The following is a 16,786-nucleotide window of genomic DNA, read 5'->3' as shown; positions in this document are numbered from 1 at the left end:
CTTAAACGTTGTGGCGCGTTTTTGGTGCAGGCGCTGGGCCCCACGGCATCCGCCTGCAGATCACAGACCCAGCACGTCAAGCATATCGTATTCACCTGGCTTTTTGCCCTGGCCCCAAAGTGCGGCTTTGAGTGCCCCGCGGGCAAAGACCGAGCGATCCGAGGCGACATGGCGCAGGGTGATACGTTCCCCCGTGCCTGCGAACAACACGTCATGTTCGCCGATGATATCACCGCCGCGCACCGCGACAAATCCGATATCGCCGCGTTTGCGGGCGCCCGTGATGCCATCGCGGCCGCGATCCGATACCGCCTCAAGTGAAACGCCGCGTCCTTCGGCGGCCGCCTCGCCCAACATCAACGCGGTGCCCGAGGGCGCATCAACCTTGCGGTTGTGATGCGATTCGATGATCTCGATATCGTAATCGTCATCCAAGGCCGCAGCGACTTTTTTGGTCAACTGCGTCAACAAATTCACACCCAGAGACATATTTCCCGCCCGCACAATCACCGCATGATGGGCCGCACGGCCCAGCGCGGCAAGATCCTCCGCAGACATACCGGTGGTGCCGATCACATGCACGGCGCGGGCCTGAGCTGCCAAAGCTGCAAATTCGACTGTGGCGGCGGGCGCGGTGAAATCAATCACGGCTTGCGCCTTGGCAAAGGCCTCCAGCGCATCGTCGGTGACCACAATGCCCATATCAGCCCCCCCCATGGCCGCGCCGATATCCTGTCCGACCCATGCGTGGCCGCTCCGCTCTACCGCCCCGACGAGACGTGCCTTATCCGATGCGGCAATCGTCTCGATCAACATCTGCCCCATACGGCCCGAGGCACCTGTCACTACAATTCCGGGCAAATCCTGCGCGCTGTCGCTCATGGCATTGGTCTCCTGATTTGGCTTTGCGCCTTCCTACCCGAGCAATGCATGCTTGGCAAAGCCCCTGCAAAGCACTAGATGAAGCCCATGGCAAAGAACGCACATCATGAGGGCTCCGGCCCCTCCCAAAGACAGCTCCGCGTTGGCGAGTTGATCCGGCGGACGCTATCGGAATTGCTCTCGCGCGGCGAGATCCATGATCCGGATTTGAACCGTATGTCGATCACCATCGGCGAGGTCCGCGTCACACCGGATTTGCGGATTGCGACGGTCTATGCGCTGCCGCTCGGCGGTGGCGACAAGGAATTGGCGATTGCCCTTTTGGCAAAGAACAAGGGCGAGCTGCGCCATTATCTTGGGCGCAAGATGACGCTCAAACACGTACCGGAATTGCGGTTCATGATTGACGACACCTTTGACCGGATGGACGCGACACGCGCGCTGCTGGATCAAGACAATGTCCGCCGCGATCTCGACGAATAAACCCCGCCGCGCTGCGGTAGGCTTCGCAGTGGCGGGAACTGTGGCGGCGGCGATCGGATGGGGCACGGCCAGCCGGGCGGCCAATTGCAACGACATCTCCCACAAGGGCACGCAATTCACCGTCTGTGACGTAGATCTGCAATCCGAAGAATTGCGCCTGTTTCTTAATGACAGTGCTGGCAAACCTCTGGGCCAATTCGCACGGATCGACCAAATGCTGGAACCAGAGGGCCTGCAACTTGGTATGGCGATGAATGCGGGCATGTATCATGAGGATCGCTCTCCCGTGGGCCATTATGTCGAAGACGGGGTTGAAACGATGCGGGTGATAACCACCGGCGGCGGCGGCAACTTTGGTCTATTACCGAATGGGGTGTTGTGCATCCGCGATGGGCGCGCCGATGTGATGGAAACCAAATCTTTTATCGCCGCAAAACCGAAATGCCGCTATGCCTCGCAATCCGGGCCGATGTTGGTGATTGATGGCACGCTGCACCCGCGTTTTATCGACGGCGGCGACAGCCGTTACATCCGCAATGGCGTCGGCACTACGGCAGACGGCAAACACGCGGTTTTTGCGATCTCGCGCAGCCCGGTGAATTTTTACGATTTTGGCACGCTTTACCGCGATGTGCTGAAACTGCCCAATGCGCTCTACTTTGACGGCAATATCTCGCGGCTTTACCGGCGCGGCATGACGGCCTTCAATTTTGGCACCTATCTGGGCCCGATTGTCGGCACCGTCGAGGTGATCAAGTAACCGTGCTCCGCGCATCGCAATTGACGCGCGGCGCTCTATTGGGTAGGCCGCGCCCTCACATCATGCGTATTCCATCCTGAACCCAGTCCATCTGAACCTATGAGGCCCATTCTATGGCACGTACCCGCAAAGGCCGCGACATTTCCGGCTGGCTCGTCGTCGACAAACCGGCGGGCATCACCTCGACCGCCGTGGTGAACAAGGTGAAATGGGCCTTTTCCGCCAAGAAAGCCGGCCATGCCGGCACATTGGATCCCGAAGCGACCGGCGTTTTGGCCGTGGCACTGGGCGAGGCCACAAAGACCGTGCCCTATATCACCGACGCGATGAAAGCCTACCGGTTTTCGGTACGTTTGGGGCAAGCCACCAACACCGATGACACCGAAGGCGAAGTCACTGACACCTCGGACGCGCGCCCTACAGACGATGAAATCAAGGCCGCCCTTGGCCAGTTCGTCGGCGATATCATGCAAGTCCCGCCAAAGTTTTCCGCCGTGAAAATTGATGGCGAACGGGCCTATAAACGGGCCCGTAGTGACGAGGATTTCGAAATCGCCGCACGTCCTCTTTATGTCGAGGAATTGCTCATGGCGGAACGCCCCGATGCGGATCACGTCATTTTGGAGATGACCTGCGGCAAGGGCGGCTATGTGCGCTCGATCGCCCGTGATCTTGGCGCGGCATTGGGATGTTTCGGCCATGTAGAATGGCTGCGCCGTGTCTGGTCCGGACCCTTCGATGCAGAAGATGGGATCAGTATGGAAAAGATCGAAGAATTGGCCAAAACCCCCGAGATTGACGCACATCTTTTGCCGCTTGAAGAAGGTTTAGCCGATCTGCCTGAGGTCAAGACCACCGAAGGCGGCGCAGCGAAACTGCGCAATGGCAATCCGGGCATGGTGATCGTATCGGACGTGGAATACGGCGATGAATGCTGGGCCTCACTGCATGGCGAGGCGGTGGCCGTTGGCGTCTATAAGGCGGGTGAATTGCATCCGAGCCGCGTGTTTGTGCGCGCAACGCAATAGGCAAAGCGGTTTGACTGCGGCATGCGGTGATCTTTGCCGAGCATTGGGGAAAACTTCTTGAACCCCGCTGTCGGATCAGGGCATGAAACCCCATGATCACCCGCAGCCATACCAAAGACGACGCGCCCTCAACCGCGATTTATTCCGATTGCGAACGCTACCGATATGCGCTCACGCGGGAATGGGATGCGCAGGGCAAGCGCGTGCTCTTTGTAATGCTCAACCCCTCGACCGCGACCGAAGTGCAAAATGATCCCACGGTAGAACGCTGCGAACGGCGGGCGCGAACATTGGGATACGGCGGCTTTCGCGTCACCAATATTTTTGCATGGCGCGATACGGATCCGAAATTGATGCGTGCGGCAGCCGACCCCATCGGGCCGGAGAATGACAAGGCGATCCATGAGGGATGCCTGTGGGCCGATGATGTCATCGCCGCATGGGGCACCCACGGCGCGCATTTGGCGCGCGGCGCCGCGGTTGAGGCGATTTTGCGTGCCTCCGGCAAGCCGCTTTATCACCTCGGCCTGAGCAAAGCAGGCCACCCCAAACACCCGCTCTATATCGCCTACGCGCAGCAACCGGATCGTTGGCCCGCATCCGCACCCCGATAGCAACCTTCGCCCAACGGTGCGTTAACGTTTTGGCAAAGTTACGCCACCACAACATATAGACTAACCCATTCATTTCGTTAACGTTTTTCAAATTTTGCGTTAACCAATTTCCACTCAGAAGGTTTGACCTGCGCCGCGTTGTGTGGCATGGTCGGGCGTGTATTACGGGATAAATGTACGATGTTAATGCTTGCTGGTTTGTTAGGTATGATGGTTGTGGGTGCAACGGCCTTCGTCAACATGGACGACGAGGAAAGCGATGCAGTCACGGAAGAAAGCGATGCGCCGAGCGGCGCGAACGCTGCCGCCGTTCAGGACGTGAGCGATCTTCTGACGGAGGTTGAAGAGATCGATTCAGCCGACGACCGCGCTGCCTCGGACTTGCAGCTTGAGGCCACCGACGAGCACCCCATTGAGGATGCGACGGCAACCGACGACGTGACCGCGACAGAAGACGTGACCACCCAAGGGGATGATTGGCTGCGTGGCGGCGCGGAAGCCGACCAGCTCGAAGGGGCTTCGGGTGACGACGAAATTCATGGCGAAGACGGCAACGACATCCTGTCCGGCGATGAGGGTGACGACGAGCTTCACGGCGAGGATGGCGAAGACGCCCTATTTGGCGGCGCCGGCAATGACCTCCTTTACGGCCATAACGAAAATGACAACCTCTACGGCGAGGACGGCGATGATACCCTTGACGGGGGCAGCGGGAACGACACGCTGACCGGCGGCGACGGTAATGATGCGCTCCATGGCGGGCTTGACAGCGACTACATCGATGGCGGCCTCGGGGCCGACACGCTGTTCGGCGGCGCGGGCAACGACGTCATTTCCGGCCTATGTGATGACGCCGATGCCGATCCTGATGACATCTCCGATGTGGATGGCGGCGATTACCTCAATGGCGGTGATGGCGACGATCTGATTGTGGCAGGATGCTATGACATCGTCACCGGCGGCGACGGGGCCGATGTGATTTGCGCCGGCGATTGGATTCCTGATGGCGCGCGCGCCGAGGTGATGGATTTTGCGGCTGGCAGCGACACTTTGGTTCTCGTCTATGACGACAGCACCGACCCCGATGCCGATCCGGACATCGAACTGCGCGCAGATCCTGACGCAGCGGGCGGCGTTATTGTTACAATGAACGGCGCAGATGTGGTCTTGGTGCGCAATGGCGAAGATTTCTCCTTGGCGGATATTACACTGATGTCTCAATCGGTGGCGCAAGCGGGGCTTTTGGCCGGTTAACCTGTGCCGCGCGGTTACGCACCGTTGGCAAGCAACATCACCAAGGGTTGTCCGAAAACTCGGCGCCTTGATCGTTACGCAGCCTAATGCAACGGCCTAAGCAGGGCGCGGACTCCTCGCGTGCCCCAAGAAACGGCAGATCCGTCAAGCCGGGGCAGGTGTAAAGAGATACGCGCCGGGCGGGCGATTTGATGGTTTAAACCTCCACCAAGCGGGCCTATCCGATTTTTCTTTCCTTCACAGCGATTCTCTCTTATACGCGCGCATCTGCACCTCTCGAGTGCGGACCTCTATGGACCCTGCTGGACGACATCCCGGCTTGCGCCCCCACCCTCAATCTAAGGAGACCCCGATGTCGATCACTGCCGAAGAAAAAGCCCGCGTCATGAAAGAATTCGCAACCAAAGAAGGCGACACCGGTTCGCCTGAAGTTCAGGTTGCCATTCTCAGCTCGCGCATCGCGACCCTGACCGAGCATTTCAAAACCCACAAAAAAGACAACCACGGTCGTCGTGGCCTTTTGAAAATGGTGGCTCTGCGCCGCAAGCTTCTGGACTACACCCGTGCCAAAGATGAAGCGCGTTACCAAGACCTGATCAAACGCCTCGGCCTGCGCCGCTAAGCGTCGATCATACCTGTATTCGAAAGGCCCTCGATATTTTCGGGGGCCTTTTCACGTCCGATCCGACCGTTGCACTCCCCCTGCGCTCCCTACTGAGACGCCGGTTTCACATGCTCCCGGTGCATATAGGTCAGGCCCGCACGTCCTCTTGGAGCAGGCCAAACCGGTTCTGTCCCCCCAGCTCTACCCGATTGCCACCCGATATACGCGCGCACCGATGCTTGCTGCGGACCAATGGGCCTCATACACTCGAAACAGCGGCCAAATTTTGGGTCATCACACCGCGCCGATTTACACCATAGGCGCGCTTCTGACGTGACCGGGCCGATCGCATCGCCCCTTTCCAAACCCCTGAAAATCCTGTATGGGCGCGGTATCTGAGACGTGACGCTTTGACCTTGGCGCATGAGATGATGAAAAGGTCGGCGGCAATGGGGCCGCCATGCAAACGGGAGACCCGGCAGGGGTCGGGAGTGCTCCCAATTAGGATATCTAGATGTTCAACGAAGTGAAAAAATCGATCCAGTGGGGCGAAGAACAGCTCACTCTGGAAACGGGTAAGATTGCCCGTCAGGCAGACGGAACCGTTATCGCCACTCTGGGCGAAACCTCTGTCATGGCCAATGTCACGTTCGCCAAGAAACAAAAACCGGGGCAGGATTTCTTTCCGCTGACGGTTCACTACCAAGAGAAATACTATGCTGCGGGTAAAGTGCCCGGCGGTTTCTTCAAACGCGAAGCGCGCCCGACGGAAAAAGAAACGCTGACCGCGCGTTTGATCGACCGTCCGATCCGCCCGCTGTTTGTTCCCGGCTTCAAAAACGAAGTTCTGGTGATGTGCACCGTGCTCAGCCACGACCTCGTCAATGACCCCGACATCGTTGCGATGATCGCTGCATCGGCAGCTTTGACCATTTCCGGCGCGCCGTTCATGGGCCCGATTGCCGGTGCCCGCGTTGGCTATGTCGATGGCGAATATATCCTCAACCCCGAAGTCGAAGATATGCACAAGCTGCGCGACAACCCCGAGCAACGTCTCGATCTGGTTGTGGCTGGCACCAAAGACGCCGTGATGATGGTCGAATCGGAAGCCTACGAATTGACCGAAGCGGAAATGCTTGGCGCGGTGAACTTCGCGCATCAGCAAATCCAACCGGTGATCGATTTGATCATTGAGCTGGCAGAGTCGGCAGCCAAAGAGCCCTTCGACTTCCAACCGGCGGATTACTCCGATCTTTATGCTGCCGTCAAAGCCGCAGGCGAGGACAAAATCCGCGCCGCATATGCGATCACCGACAAGCAAGAGCGCACGACTGCTGTTGCGGCAGCGAAAGACGCAATCAAGGACGCACTCAGCGAAGAGCAATTGGCCGATGAGAACCTCGGTTCGGCCCTCAAGAAGCTCGAAAGCAGCGTTTTGCGCGGTGATGTTGTCAAAACCGGCAAGCGTATCGATGGCCGTGACACCACAACCGTCCGCCCAATCGTTTGCGAAACCGGCCTTTTGCCACGGACCCACGGTTCGGCCTTGTTCACACGCGGCGAAACCCAAGGTTTGGTTATCACCACTTTGGGCACCGGCGATGACGAGCAGATGATCGACGCGCTGAACGGCACGTATAAATCGAACTTCCTGCTGCACTATAACTTCCCTCCCTATTCGGTGGGTGAAGTGGGCCGCGTTGGCTCGCCCGGTCGCCGCGAAATCGGCCACGGTAAATTGGCGTGGCGCGCGCTTCAGGCGGTTCTGCCAGCGGCAACCGATTTCCCTTACACCCTGCGTGTTGTGTCGGAAATCACCGAATCCAACGGCTCTTCGTCGATGGCATCGGTGTGCGGCGGCTCCTTGTCGATGATGGATGCGGGCGTTCCGCTCAAATCGGCGGTTGCCGGTGTAGCCATGGGCCTGATCCTCGAAGAAGACGGATCCTACGCGATCTTGACCGACATCCTTGGCGACGAGGATCACCTCGGCGACATGGACTTCAAAGTGGCAGGCACCGAAAACGGCATCACCTCTTTGCAGATGGACATCAAGGTTGCCGGCATCACGCCCGAGATCATGGAAAAAGCCCTCGCGCAAGCAAAAGACGGCCGGATGCATATCCTTGGAGAGATGTCCAAATCGCTGACCGGCGCTTCGGATTTCTCGGTCCACGCACCGCGTATCGAGACCATGCAAATCCCGACCGATAAGATCCGTGAAGTGATCGGCTCGGGTGGTAAAGTGATCCGCGAGATCGTTGAAACCTCGGGCGCTAAAGTCGACATCAACGACGAAGGCATCATCAAGATCGCAAGCCCGAATGGCGAGGCCATCAAGAAGGCCTATGACATGATCCACTCGATCGTGGCAGAGCCCGAAGAAGGTCAGGTCTACGATGGCAAGGTCGTGAAGATCGTCGATTTCGGCGCCTTCGTGAACTTCTTTGGCAAGCGCGACGGCCTTGTGCACGTCAGCCAAATCGAAAACCGCCGATTGAACCACCCGTCGGATGTCCTCAAAGAGGGCCAGGACGTGAAGGTCAAATTGCTCGGTTTTGACGATCGCGGCAAAGTGCGCCTGTCGATGAAAGTCGTCGATCAGGAAACCGGCGAAGAGATCACTGCGGAAAAATCCGACGGCTGATTGATCGGTTGATCGCCAAGAATTGAAAGGCTCCCGCAGGTGCGGGAGCCTTTTTCGTTGTGAGGCAGTTTTTGTTGTGCGGCAGCGCCGCGAGATATGTCGGTATCGGGGCGGGGCGGGTCACGACCTCTCAATGAAAAACCCCGACCACAAGGATCGGGGCATTCAAAGTATCCTCTACCGAACAAGGGAGCATCGCCCCAATCCGGTCACGCCGCCGGGTCAGGCTGGCGATTTCGCGATGCGCAGGTAGGGCAGCTTGACGTCGATTTCGCCAAATTTCTCACGCGCCTGATCATCCGTAAGGCTCAGCGCGACGATGACGTCTTGACCAAGCTCCCAGTTGGCAGGGGTGGCAAGCGGTTGACCAAAGGTGCGCTGCAACCCGTCAAGCGCGCGCAGAACCTCGGCAAAATTGCGGCCCACCGACATCGGGTAAGTCATCGAGAGTTGCAACTTTTTGTCGGGGCTGATGATAAACACCGAGCGCACCGTGGCGCTATCTGCGGGCGTGCGGCCATCGGGCAGATAGGCGTCGGCCGGCAACATATCAAAGGCTTTGGAGACCGCCAGATCCGTATCGGCGATGATCGGGAAACCGGCGGTCGCGCCGGAGAAGCTTTCGATATCGCCTTTCCATTGCTTGTGCTCATCGGCGCCATCCACCGACAGGCCGATCACTTTGGTGCCGCGCTTTTCCCATTCGGCCGCCAATTGCGCCACTGCACCGAATTCGGTGGTGCAGACGGGGGTGAAATCCTTGGGGTGGGAAAACAGGATCGCCCAGCTGTCGCCAATCCAATCATGGAAGGTGATCTCGCCTTGGTCGGTTTGTGCCGTGAAATTCGGGACGATATCGTTGATACGTAATGCCATGTTCTGGCCCTCCTATTGCGTTGCTGATTTGTAACCTTACGTTCAGCTAATCACCAATAGGCAAATTTGCACCCCCTCCCTTGCGACTGTTCGGGTGGGGTGACAAAGTGCCCCACGAATCCCGTGGTAAACGATCCCGCAGAGTGGAACGTTCAGGCGGGCAGACATCCTAGGAGGAAAATCATGATCGAAAAACGCCAGTTTTACATCAACGGAGCATGGGTTAATCCCGCCGCGCCGCGCGACCACAATGTGATTGACCCCTCCACCGAAGAAGTGTGTGCGGTGATCTCTTTGGGCGATCAGGCCGATACCGATGCCGCCGTCGCCGCCGCCAAGGCCGCATGGCCCGCATGGGCGGCCACCCCCGCCGAAGACCGCATCGCGTTGATCGAGAAACTTCTCGAAGTTTACATGTCGCGCTCGGAAGAAATGGCGCAAGCGATCTCCACGGAAATGGGTGCGCCGATTGATTTGGCCCGCACGGCACAGGTCGGCGCAGGCATGGCGCACATGAAAAACTTTATCAACGCCGCCAAAGGCTTTGACTTCAATAAGCCTTTGTCCGAAAAATTCAACGACACACGCATCATCTATGAACCCGTTGGTGTCGCGGCATTGATCACGCCGTGGAACTGGCCGATGAACCAGATCACGCTCAAGGTCGTGGCGGCATTGGTTGCGGGCTGCACGATGGTGTTGAAGCCCTCGGAAGAAAGCCCGCTTGATGCGCTGTTGTTCGCCGAAATGGTCGATGCGGCAGGCATCCCTGCCGGTGTGTTCAACCTTGTGAATGGTGACGGCACAGGCGTCGGAACCCAGCTGACCGCGCATAAGGACGTCGATATGGTGTCCTTCACCGGTTCGACCCGCGCCGGCACTGCGATTTCGAAATCTGCGGCTGACACTGTGAAAAAGGTTCATCTGGAGTTGGGCGGCAAAGGCGCGAATGTGATCTTTGCCGATGCAGACGACAAGGCGGTGAGCCGCGGCGTCATGCATATGATGAACAACTCGGGCCAGTCGTGCAATGCGCCCAGCCGGATGCTGGTCGAACGTGCGATCTATGATCAGGCCGTCGAGCAAGCCGCCGCCACCGTCGCCAAAGTCCAGGTCGGCAACGCCCATGACGAAGGCCGACACATCGGCCCGGTTGTGAACGAAGTGCAGTTCAACAAGATCCAAGGCTTGATCGAAAAGGGCATTAGCGAAGGCGCGCGCCTTGTCACCGGTGGGCCGGGCCGCCCCGATGGGTTCAATCGCGGTTTCTATGTGCGCCCGACCATCTTTGCCGATGTGACGCCCGATATGACCATCTACCGCGAAGAAATCTTTGGTCCGGTTTTGTGCATCTCGCCATTTGACAGTGAAGAAGAAGCCGTCGAGATGGCCAATGATACGGTTTACGGCCTGACCAACTATGTGCAGACCCAAGACGGTGCCAAAGCCAACCGCATGGCGCGCGTCCTGCGCTCCGGCATGGTTGAAATGAACGGCCAACCCCGCGGCCCCGGCGCCCCCTTTGGCGGCATCAAACAATCCGGCAATGGCCGCGAAGGCGGCGTCTTCGGCATCGAAGATTTCCTCGATATCAAAGCGGTCTCCGGTTGGTCTGTCGACGCCTGATCCACGGCCGCATTATCCGAGATCATATCTAGAAACCAAAAACACCCGCAGAACGCTGCGGGTGTTTTTCTTTGCCCTGTGGCCGGTATCCTAGAACGGCGCGGGCGCGCGGAATTTCATCCCGTGACCGCCATCGGGATGTGCCAAACGCAACTCTTCGGAGTGCAGCATCATCCGTGGATAGGCATCCCGCGCCGGACCTTCGGCATAAAACGGATCACCCAAAATCGGATGCCCGAGCGCGAGCATATGCACCCGCAATTGATGGCTGCGTCCGGTTTTCGGATGCATCCGCACGCGGCTTTCATTGTCGCCGTGGCTCAGAACTTTATATTCGGTTTGCGCCGGTTTTCCGGTCTCGTGACACACCATCTGCCGTGGCCTGTTGGGCCAATCCACGATCAACGGCAAATCGATCATACCCTTGCGCGGTTCCAAAATTCCCGCGACCCGCGCCACGTAGGTTTTGCGGGTTTTCCGTTTCTCGAACTGCAATCCAAGGTGCCGTTGCGCATGGCGGGTCAATGCAAAAATCATCACGCCCGATGTGTCGCGATCCAAACGGTGCACCAATAATGCCTGTGGAAACACCGCTTGTATGCGCGCGATCAGGCAATCGGCCAAATCTTCGCCCTTACCCGGCACAGAGAGAAGCCCCGCCGGTTTTTCCACGGCCAGCAACTCGTGGTCTTCATGCAAGATCACCAACGGATCCTGTGGAGGGTTATAATCGCTTTGCATAACTGCCAAATCGCATGCCCTGCGCGCCCTGACAAGAGGCCGGGCCGTATCTCGGATCGCTCGCTTCCCGCCTGCGCCGTGCCACGATGTCATCCTATCCGCAGACTGAAGGTCTGCGCCCTCCTTGCCCCGCACCCTTGGCACCGTCCCGATTTGGGCCCGGCCGCGTTCGGTGTTTTTTCGGGGCACAGCAAGGTATTCCACCCTCTATGCTCCCCACAGTACAGGCCCCGTATCCGAAGGCCGATCATGGGTTGTCCTGTCAAAGGCCGTGCGCTGGCAGCCTCGCCTATTTCTTCGGGAAAAGCTCTGAATCTTCGACCACTTTTTGTGCGAGAAGCAGGCTGCAATCGAGACTATCGCCAAGCCCGCCAGTGATCGAGCGCCTTAACCAGTGCGACCAGAATCCGTCGCGATGGTGTCCGGCGATGACCAAGTCAGCCCCCACTTCGCCCGCGATCCTTGTGATCGTGGCAACCGGGTCGCCAAATTCCAAACGAACCACCGGGGCCAGCCCCATTGCTGTCAGCCTCTGGCGGCCTTCTTCCAAGATCGCTTCGAAATCGGCTTGCTGACGACGCAGCGCCTCGGCGTCCGCAGCCAGCGCCATCATGCTTCCCGACGCCTTTTCAACAACGGCAAGCAAATACACCGCAGCGCCTGTAATCTGGGCAAGTTTCGCACCTTCACGAAGCGCCAACCGCCCCTCGCGGGAGCCGTCGTAGCAAAGCAGTATAGTCGTGTACATCGGATGGTCTCTTTACTTCATTTCGTCACTTGCCAATTCATTAGTTCAACACTAATTAGGTGCCTAATTAGATGCAAGCGACGTTTTCCCTACTGATGCAAGATCAACCCGACCACATGGAAGAATTCACGCGATCACTGGCAATGGTGGCGCGCCAATGGAAGCGTTCTATCGACTTGCGATTTCGAGAACTCGGACTGACGCAGGCGCGCTGGGGCGTGCTTCTGGAACTGTCGCGAAACGAAGAAGTGACGCAAACCGAATTGGCGCGCCTTCTCGGGATCGAGGGTGCGACGCTGGTCCGCCTGCTCGACGGGCTGGAGGGCAGCGGACTTGTAGAACGGCAGCCTTGCGAAAAAGACAGACGCGCCAAAAAGCTGCGGCTCACCCCCAAGGCAAGCTCTCTAATTGGTGAAATGAAGAAAATAGCGACGGGAAACAGGCGCCAGATCCTCACGGACGTGTCCGAGGAGGATTTACGGGCGTCCACACAGATCCTCAATCAGATCCTCGCGCGTTTGGAGATAATGAACAGTGGCAAAAATGGATAAGAATACGCCGGACGCACCGGCATCGGCCGATGTGCCCCCGGCGGAGACCAAGTCGACGGCATCGCCGAAACGGAACCGGACACGGTGGGGGCGGGTTGCCATCATCGCGGGCGTCATCGGCGGTGCGATCTGGTTCGGCGCGCCATGGCTTATGGCGCGGTTCACCCAAGTCCACATCAACGACGCGCGGATCGCCGCCAGCGTTGTCACCGTGTCGAGCGAGGTCGCAGGGCGGGTGACATCCCTTCCCGTCGTGGTCGGAGATACCGTCGCCGCCGATGACGTGATTGCGATGATCGACCGCACATCTTCAGAGCCGCAACTCGCCGCCGTGCTTTCACAGCTTACCGCCATCGACGCGCAGGTCACCGAAATCGAAACCCGCAAGAAAATGATTGAAAAACAGCTGGCGGCGCAACGCGAAGCGGCCTTGGCGGGCATTGCGGTCGCCGAAGCGAACCACGAAGCGGCGCTGGCGGCCCTGACCAATGCCCGAAGCCGCTACGAAAGGGTCAATACACTGGCCGGTCAGAGCATCGTGTCCGAGCAGAGCCTTGACGAGGCGCGTGCGGCTTTTGACAGCGCCGCGCAACAGGAACGCGCAGCCTTCGCGGCCATCGAAAGCGCAAGGGCCAGCCTGACCATTGTCGAAGCCGATGCTGCGCAGTTGGATATGCTCGACAGCCAAATCGCGTCGGTTTTGGCCGGCCGCACCGGAACCGAGGCCGAGCGGAGCCTGAAGGAAACCGACCTTGTCCACCGCACGCTCACTGCGGAATTTGACGGTATCGTCGATGCCACCTTCGTGGATGTCGGCGAATACGTGACGCCGGGCACGCGGCTTTTGATGTATCACGCCCCTGCCCGAACATGGATCGACGCGAACGTCAAAGAGACAGAGTTCGGCAAGATCCGGGTCGGTTCAAAGGCGCGCATCACCGTCGACGCCATTCCTGACCGGACCTTCGATGGCGAGGTGATTGCCGTGGGCGGCGCGGCGACCAGCCAGCTTGCGCTGCTGCCCAGCCCCAATCCCTCTGGCAACTTCACAAAGGTGACTCAGCGGCTGCCGATACGGCTTTCGATCGACGCCGACGGCGTTGAGCTAAGGCCCGGCATGATGGTCGAGGTCTATATTGATGTCGCAGATTGACCGTTACTTCGAACGGTATGGCCCTGCCTATAAATGGTATGCGACCGGCGCTAGCATGGTGGCGACCATTTCGGTGGTGTTGTCCACGACGATCGTAAACGTCGCCATTCCGGCCGTCATGGGGACCTTCGGGATTAGTGCGGTTCAGGCACAATGGATTTCGACAGGCTTCCTCGCGGCGATGACCGCAACGATGCTTCTGGCCGACTGGGCCGACCGGGCCTTCGGCATGCGGGCGACAATGAATGCTGCCATGGCGGTCTTTCTGATCGGTTCGGTGATCGGCGGCCTCGCCCCGAACGAATCTGTTCTGACCTTTGCGCGAGTCGTGCAGGGGGCAGCAGCCGGCGTCGTTCAACCGATGGCGATGATCTTGCTTTTCAAGGTTTTTCCGCCCGACAAGCGCGGTGCTGCCATGGGTATTTATGGCGTGGGGGTGGTGTTGGCTCCGGCGTTGGGGCCCTGGATCGGCGGGGTCTTGATGGATGCCTTTGACTGGCGGTCCGTCTTCTATCTGGGTCTGCCTTTCTCCGCGATTGCAATCGTTCTATCCAACCTGTTTCTTCCCGGCCGTGAGGACAGCGGTAAGCGGCCCGCCTTTGATTTTGTGGGCGTCGCGATCCTTGCGATCTTTCTGTCGGTGCTGCTCAGCACGCTGTCCAACGCGCAAAGATTGGGTTGGGATTCGAACACCATCTTGCTGGGCTTTACGGTCTCCGCCAGCGCGTCGGTGGCATTCGTCCTATGGGAATTACGCACGCCGAAACCGATGCTGGACATGCGACTTTTCGCCAGCTTTGCCTTCTCTTCGGCCTCGGTGGTGTCATTCATCATGGGGGCGGGCCTGTTCGGATCAACCTACCTTCTGCCGGTGTTCGTGCAGCAGATTCAGGGGCTGATGCCGACGCAAGCGGGCCTGCTGCTGATGCCGTCAGGCTTTGCGATGCTTCTGGTTTTCCCAATCGCAGGACGATTGTCCGACAAGGTCACGCCGGCGATCATGATCGGCATCGGCATGGCGGTCTTCGCTTGGTCCTCATGGTTGATGGCCGACGCGAATGTGCACACCGCTTTCTGGACGCTGGCGTGGTTGACGGTGCTTTCACGTATCGGGCTTGGGCTCGTGTTTCCGGCGATCACCTCGGGATCCCTCATGGTTTTGCCCCACCATCTTCTCGGCCAGGGGTCCGGCGCGGTGAATTTCATCCGCCAGCTTGGCGGCGCCTTTGGGGTCAACCTTTTGACCGTCTTCATAGAGCGGCGCACGATCATGCACGCGGATGCCTTCGCGGCCACCCAGACCAGTGACAACGCGACCGCGATGGAATTGTTGGGTCAGGTGGCTGGCCTGATGCACGCGTCAGGGGTGCCCGACGCCCAACTGATGCCCGCTGCGGCCTCGTTTCTGGGGCAGACCGTCGTGATTCAAGCGTCAAATGCCGCGTTTCAGGATGGCTTTATGATCATCTGCGGCGTCTTCTTGATCGCCCTGATCCCGACCTGGTTTATGTGGCGCGCCGGCAAATCCACCGCCTAACCAGACGACGGCCGCCCCAAGGATGCTGCGCGCTAACCTTGCTGGCATACGCGCAAAATTCGCCTTCTGCCAACGCCAATAAACCGCCGGAAATCAGCAAACGCACCGTGTAAGGTTTAATCGACAGCAGCCCGGAGAGTGTCATGTGTATGTTATCCATGGTTCTGACCACATTATGCGTATCCAGCGGGCCACTACATTGCGAAACCTATGACGTGGATGTATGGGCCGACAACTGGTTTGAGATGCGCCTAAATGGCACGCAAGTGGTCGAAGACAGCGTTCCCATCACGACCGAGCGTTCGTTCAACGCGGAAAACTTCTCGTTCGAGGCAGAACCGCCATTTGTGATTGGCCTCGTCGCCAAAGACTTCAAACAAAATGACACGGGGCTGGAATATATCGGCACCCCCGTCAACAAATGGGGGATGGTGGCGTGATCCTACAGATCCGGGATGCCACCGGCGGAACGGTTGTGGTCAGCGATGACAGCTGGCAATGCCGCGTCATACACACCGCGCCGTTCGATAAATCTTGCGAAAGCGAGAGGCACCCGGTCGCCGGTCAAGCGCCCTGTGGGTTTGACATATCCGAAGAGCCTGGCGGATGGGACAGGCCCATGTTCGAGGCCTCCGGCTGGGCGCAAGCACGTGTCTATACCGCCGCAGCGGTCGGTCCCAAATTTAGGTATAACGACATCACATGGGGTGACACTGCCCGGCTGATCTGGGGTCCTGACCTAGAACAAAGCAACACCGTGCTTTGCCGTTTCACAGTCGGCTGATTTGCAATTAGACTAAAGGAAAAAACCATGTTCAGATCAACCGTTGGCGGTTTTATCGCCATGCTGACCGCAAGCGTGGCCCACGCGGAAAATGTAGAAATCTACGCCACCGACATGCTCGATAACATCCAAAACGGATATTGCCTCGGCATCGCAAAGGGACAGGGGGCACAAGCCAACCCCGATGACGGACTGCAGGCACACACTTGCTATAGCCCCTCTGGCGAGATTTTTGTTGATCAGGCATTTGCCTCTGATCAATTCGCCAATGGCGTGCTGTTCACGCCAGAATTTGATGTCTGTGTGCGGGCACAATTGCCCCCGCATCCGCGCCCGAAATGTGCCTGACCCTAACCGGAGAGACCCGCACCGGCCGGAGCGAAGAGAACCAGATGATAGCGCTCACATTGCAGCCCTGCTCAGACGACTTGACCGCCAGTCAAACCTGGGCCAATCGCACCGCAGAATGACCCAATAGGCCAGCGTCGCCGTGCCCGC

The 16,786-nt window shown here is 58.6% G+C and carries 18 protein-coding genes; 14 read left to right on the top strand and 4 right to left on the bottom strand.

Translation table 11 applies throughout. The features are described from left to right. Window positions 1–60: 60 nt before the first annotated feature. Window positions 61–882 carry a 4-hydroxy-tetrahydrodipicolinate reductase gene (gene dapB, locus DI396_RS09775; RefSeq protein WP_110796014.1) on the bottom strand — a complete coding sequence of 274 codons (822 nt, stop codon included), beginning with the start codon at window positions 880–882 and terminating at the stop codon, window positions 61–63. Between the two features lie 87 nt (window positions 883–969). Here dapB and rbfA point away from each other — a divergent pair, with 87 nt between their 5' ends. The 7 genes from rbfA to pnp all read left to right on the top strand — a co-directional run bounded on the left by rbfA (window position 970) and on the right by pnp (window position 8,272). After that, the gene (rbfA, locus tag DI396_RS09770) at window positions 970–1,365 is read left to right on the top strand and encodes a 30S ribosome-binding factor RbfA (RefSeq protein ID WP_110796062.1); all 396 of its coding nucleotides are present in this window, start codon (window positions 970–972) and stop codon (window positions 1,363–1,365) included. Beyond that, on the top strand, window positions 1,340–2,125 hold the full coding sequence (locus DI396_RS09765) for a phosphodiester glycosidase family protein (protein ID WP_110796013.1): 786 nt from the start codon (window positions 1,340–1,342) through the stop codon (window positions 2,123–2,125). The genes rbfA and DI396_RS09765 overlap by 26 nt, the downstream gene beginning before the upstream one ends. Before the next feature lie 113 nt (window positions 2,126–2,238). Continuing rightward, window positions 2,239–3,153, top strand: coding sequence for a tRNA pseudouridine(55) synthase TruB (gene truB, locus DI396_RS09760; protein ID WP_110796012.1), 915 nt, complete (start codon window positions 2,239–2,241; stop codon window positions 3,151–3,153). 92 nt (window positions 3,154–3,245) lie between these two features. Next, window positions 3,246–3,767 (top strand): DUF1643 domain-containing protein, encoded by a 522-nt coding sequence (locus DI396_RS09755; RefSeq protein ID WP_110796011.1) that lies wholly within the window; start codon window positions 3,246–3,248, stop codon window positions 3,765–3,767. A 180-nt stretch (window positions 3,768–3,947) separates the two neighbouring features. Beyond that, entirely contained in the window at window positions 3,948–5,021 is a 1,074-nt protein-coding gene (locus tag DI396_RS09750) for a calcium-binding protein (protein WP_162617200.1), read from the top strand. Window positions 5,022–5,373: 352 nt separating this feature from the next. Next, window positions 5,374–5,643, top strand: coding sequence for a 30S ribosomal protein S15 (gene rpsO, locus DI396_RS09745; RefSeq protein WP_110796009.1), 270 nt, complete (start codon window positions 5,374–5,376; stop codon window positions 5,641–5,643). A gap of 496 nt (window positions 5,644–6,139) precedes the next feature. Then, on the top strand, window positions 6,140–8,272 hold the full coding sequence (gene pnp / locus DI396_RS09740; RefSeq protein ID WP_110796008.1) for a polyribonucleotide nucleotidyltransferase: 2,133 nt from the start codon (window positions 6,140–6,142) through the stop codon (window positions 8,270–8,272). A gap of 222 nt (window positions 8,273–8,494) precedes the next feature. On the opposite strand, the gene DI396_RS09735 is transcribed toward pnp, so the two are convergent. Continuing rightward, a complete protein-coding gene (locus DI396_RS09735) occupies window positions 8,495–9,148 on the bottom strand; it encodes a peroxiredoxin (RefSeq protein WP_110796007.1) in 654 nt (217 codons plus the stop codon). Window positions 9,149–9,331: 183 nt separating this feature from the next. Between DI396_RS09735 and DI396_RS09730 the strand changes: the two genes are divergently transcribed. Next, window positions 9,332–10,774: an aldehyde dehydrogenase family protein gene (locus DI396_RS09730; RefSeq protein WP_110796006.1), complete on the top strand. Its 1,443-nt coding sequence runs from the start codon at window positions 9,332–9,334 to the stop codon at window positions 10,772–10,774. Window positions 10,775–10,864: 90 nt separating this feature from the next. Here DI396_RS09730 and DI396_RS09725 read toward each other — a convergent pair whose 3' ends face one another. Together DI396_RS09725 and DI396_RS09720 are read right to left on the bottom strand one after the other, a co-directional pair. Then, window positions 10,865–11,515, bottom strand: coding sequence for an RluA family pseudouridine synthase (locus tag DI396_RS09725; RefSeq protein WP_110796005.1), 651 nt, complete (start codon window positions 11,513–11,515; stop codon window positions 10,865–10,867). Window positions 11,516–11,804: 289 nt separating this feature from the next. Continuing rightward, window positions 11,805–12,263 (bottom strand): universal stress protein, encoded by a 459-nt coding sequence (locus DI396_RS09720; RefSeq protein ID WP_110796004.1) that lies wholly within the window; start codon window positions 12,261–12,263, stop codon window positions 11,805–11,807. Window positions 12,264–12,334: 71 nt separating this feature from the next. Here DI396_RS09720 and DI396_RS09715 point away from each other — a divergent pair, with 71 nt between their 5' ends. The 6 genes from DI396_RS09715 (at window position 12,335) to DI396_RS09690 (ending at window position 16,636) form a co-directional block, all read left to right on the top strand. Beyond that, entirely contained in the window at window positions 12,335–12,814 is a 480-nt protein-coding gene (locus DI396_RS09715; protein ID WP_235851808.1) for a MarR family winged helix-turn-helix transcriptional regulator, read from the top strand. Further along, window positions 12,807–13,967 carry an HlyD family secretion protein gene (locus DI396_RS09710; protein WP_110796003.1) on the top strand — a complete coding sequence of 387 codons (1,161 nt, stop codon included), beginning with the start codon at window positions 12,807–12,809 and terminating at the stop codon, window positions 13,965–13,967. The genes DI396_RS09715 and DI396_RS09710 overlap by 8 nt, the downstream gene beginning before the upstream one ends. Continuing rightward, on the top strand, window positions 13,954–15,504 hold the full coding sequence (locus DI396_RS09705; protein WP_110796002.1) for a DHA2 family efflux MFS transporter permease subunit: 1,551 nt from the start codon (window positions 13,954–13,956) through the stop codon (window positions 15,502–15,504). Before DI396_RS09710 ends, DI396_RS09705 begins: the two co-directional genes overlap by 14 nt. 143 nt (window positions 15,505–15,647) lie before the next feature. Beyond that, a complete protein-coding gene (locus DI396_RS09700; protein WP_162617199.1) occupies window positions 15,648–15,944 on the top strand; it encodes a hypothetical protein in 297 nt (98 codons plus the stop codon). Then, window positions 15,941–16,288 carry a hypothetical protein gene (locus tag DI396_RS09695; RefSeq protein WP_162617198.1) on the top strand — a complete coding sequence of 116 codons (348 nt, stop codon included), beginning with the start codon at window positions 15,941–15,943 and terminating at the stop codon, window positions 16,286–16,288. The genes DI396_RS09700 and DI396_RS09695 overlap by 4 nt, the downstream gene beginning before the upstream one ends. Before the next feature lie 27 nt (window positions 16,289–16,315). After that, on the top strand, window positions 16,316–16,636 hold the full coding sequence (locus DI396_RS09690) for a hypothetical protein (RefSeq protein ID WP_110795999.1): 321 nt from the start codon (window positions 16,316–16,318) through the stop codon (window positions 16,634–16,636). The last annotated feature ends 150 nt before the right edge of the window (window positions 16,637–16,786 follow it).

This window comes from Litorivita pollutaquae, from assembly GCF_003205515.1.
Lineage (GTDB): Bacteria > Pseudomonadota > Alphaproteobacteria > Rhodobacterales > Rhodobacteraceae > Litorivita > Litorivita pollutaquae.
The sequence above is the reverse complement of the archived record's forward strand: the minus strand, read 5'-3'. Positions and strand labels throughout refer to the sequence as shown.

What these genes read in the sequence shown, in the direction of transcription:
- dapB (WP_110796014.1), bottom strand. Translation starts at nt 882, where the DNA reads ATGAGCGACAGCGCGCAGGATTTGCCCGGAATTGTAGTGACAGGTGCC.
- rbfA (WP_110796062.1), top strand. Translation starts at nt 970, where the DNA reads ATGGCAAAGAACGCACATCATGAGGGCTCCGGCCCCTCCCAAAGACAG.
- DI396_RS09765 (WP_110796013.1), top strand. Translation starts at nt 1,340, where the DNA reads ATGTCCGCCGCGATCTCGACGAATAAACCCCGCCGCGCTGCGGTAGGC.
- truB (WP_110796012.1), top strand. Translation starts at nt 2,239, where the DNA reads ATGGCACGTACCCGCAAAGGCCGCGACATTTCCGGCTGGCTCGTCGTC.
- DI396_RS09755 (WP_110796011.1), top strand. Translation starts at nt 3,246, where the DNA reads ATGATCACCCGCAGCCATACCAAAGACGACGCGCCCTCAACCGCGATT.
- DI396_RS09750 (WP_162617200.1), top strand. Translation starts at nt 3,948, where the DNA reads ATGTTAATGCTTGCTGGTTTGTTAGGTATGATGGTTGTGGGTGCAACG.
- rpsO (WP_110796009.1), top strand. Translation starts at nt 5,374, where the DNA reads ATGTCGATCACTGCCGAAGAAAAAGCCCGCGTCATGAAAGAATTCGCA.
- pnp (WP_110796008.1), top strand. Translation starts at nt 6,140, where the DNA reads ATGTTCAACGAAGTGAAAAAATCGATCCAGTGGGGCGAAGAACAGCTC.
- DI396_RS09735 (WP_110796007.1), bottom strand. Translation starts at nt 9,148, where the DNA reads ATGGCATTACGTATCAACGATATCGTCCCGAATTTCACGGCACAAACC.
- DI396_RS09730 (WP_110796006.1), top strand. Translation starts at nt 9,332, where the DNA reads ATGATCGAAAAACGCCAGTTTTACATCAACGGAGCATGGGTTAATCCC.
- DI396_RS09725 (WP_110796005.1), bottom strand. Translation starts at nt 11,515, where the DNA reads ATGCAAAGCGATTATAACCCTCCACAGGATCCGTTGGTGATCTTGCAT.
- DI396_RS09720 (WP_110796004.1), bottom strand. Translation starts at nt 12,263, where the DNA reads ATGTACACGACTATACTGCTTTGCTACGACGGCTCCCGCGAGGGGCGG.
- DI396_RS09715 (WP_235851808.1), top strand. Translation starts at nt 12,335, where the DNA reads ATGCAAGCGACGTTTTCCCTACTGATGCAAGATCAACCCGACCACATG.
- DI396_RS09710 (WP_110796003.1), top strand. Translation starts at nt 12,807, where the DNA reads ATGGATAAGAATACGCCGGACGCACCGGCATCGGCCGATGTGCCCCCG.
- DI396_RS09705 (WP_110796002.1), top strand. Translation starts at nt 13,954, where the DNA reads ATGTCGCAGATTGACCGTTACTTCGAACGGTATGGCCCTGCCTATAAA.
- DI396_RS09700 (WP_162617199.1), top strand. Translation starts at nt 15,648, where the DNA reads ATGTGTATGTTATCCATGGTTCTGACCACATTATGCGTATCCAGCGGG.
- DI396_RS09690 (WP_110795999.1), top strand. Translation starts at nt 16,316, where the DNA reads ATGTTCAGATCAACCGTTGGCGGTTTTATCGCCATGCTGACCGCAAGC.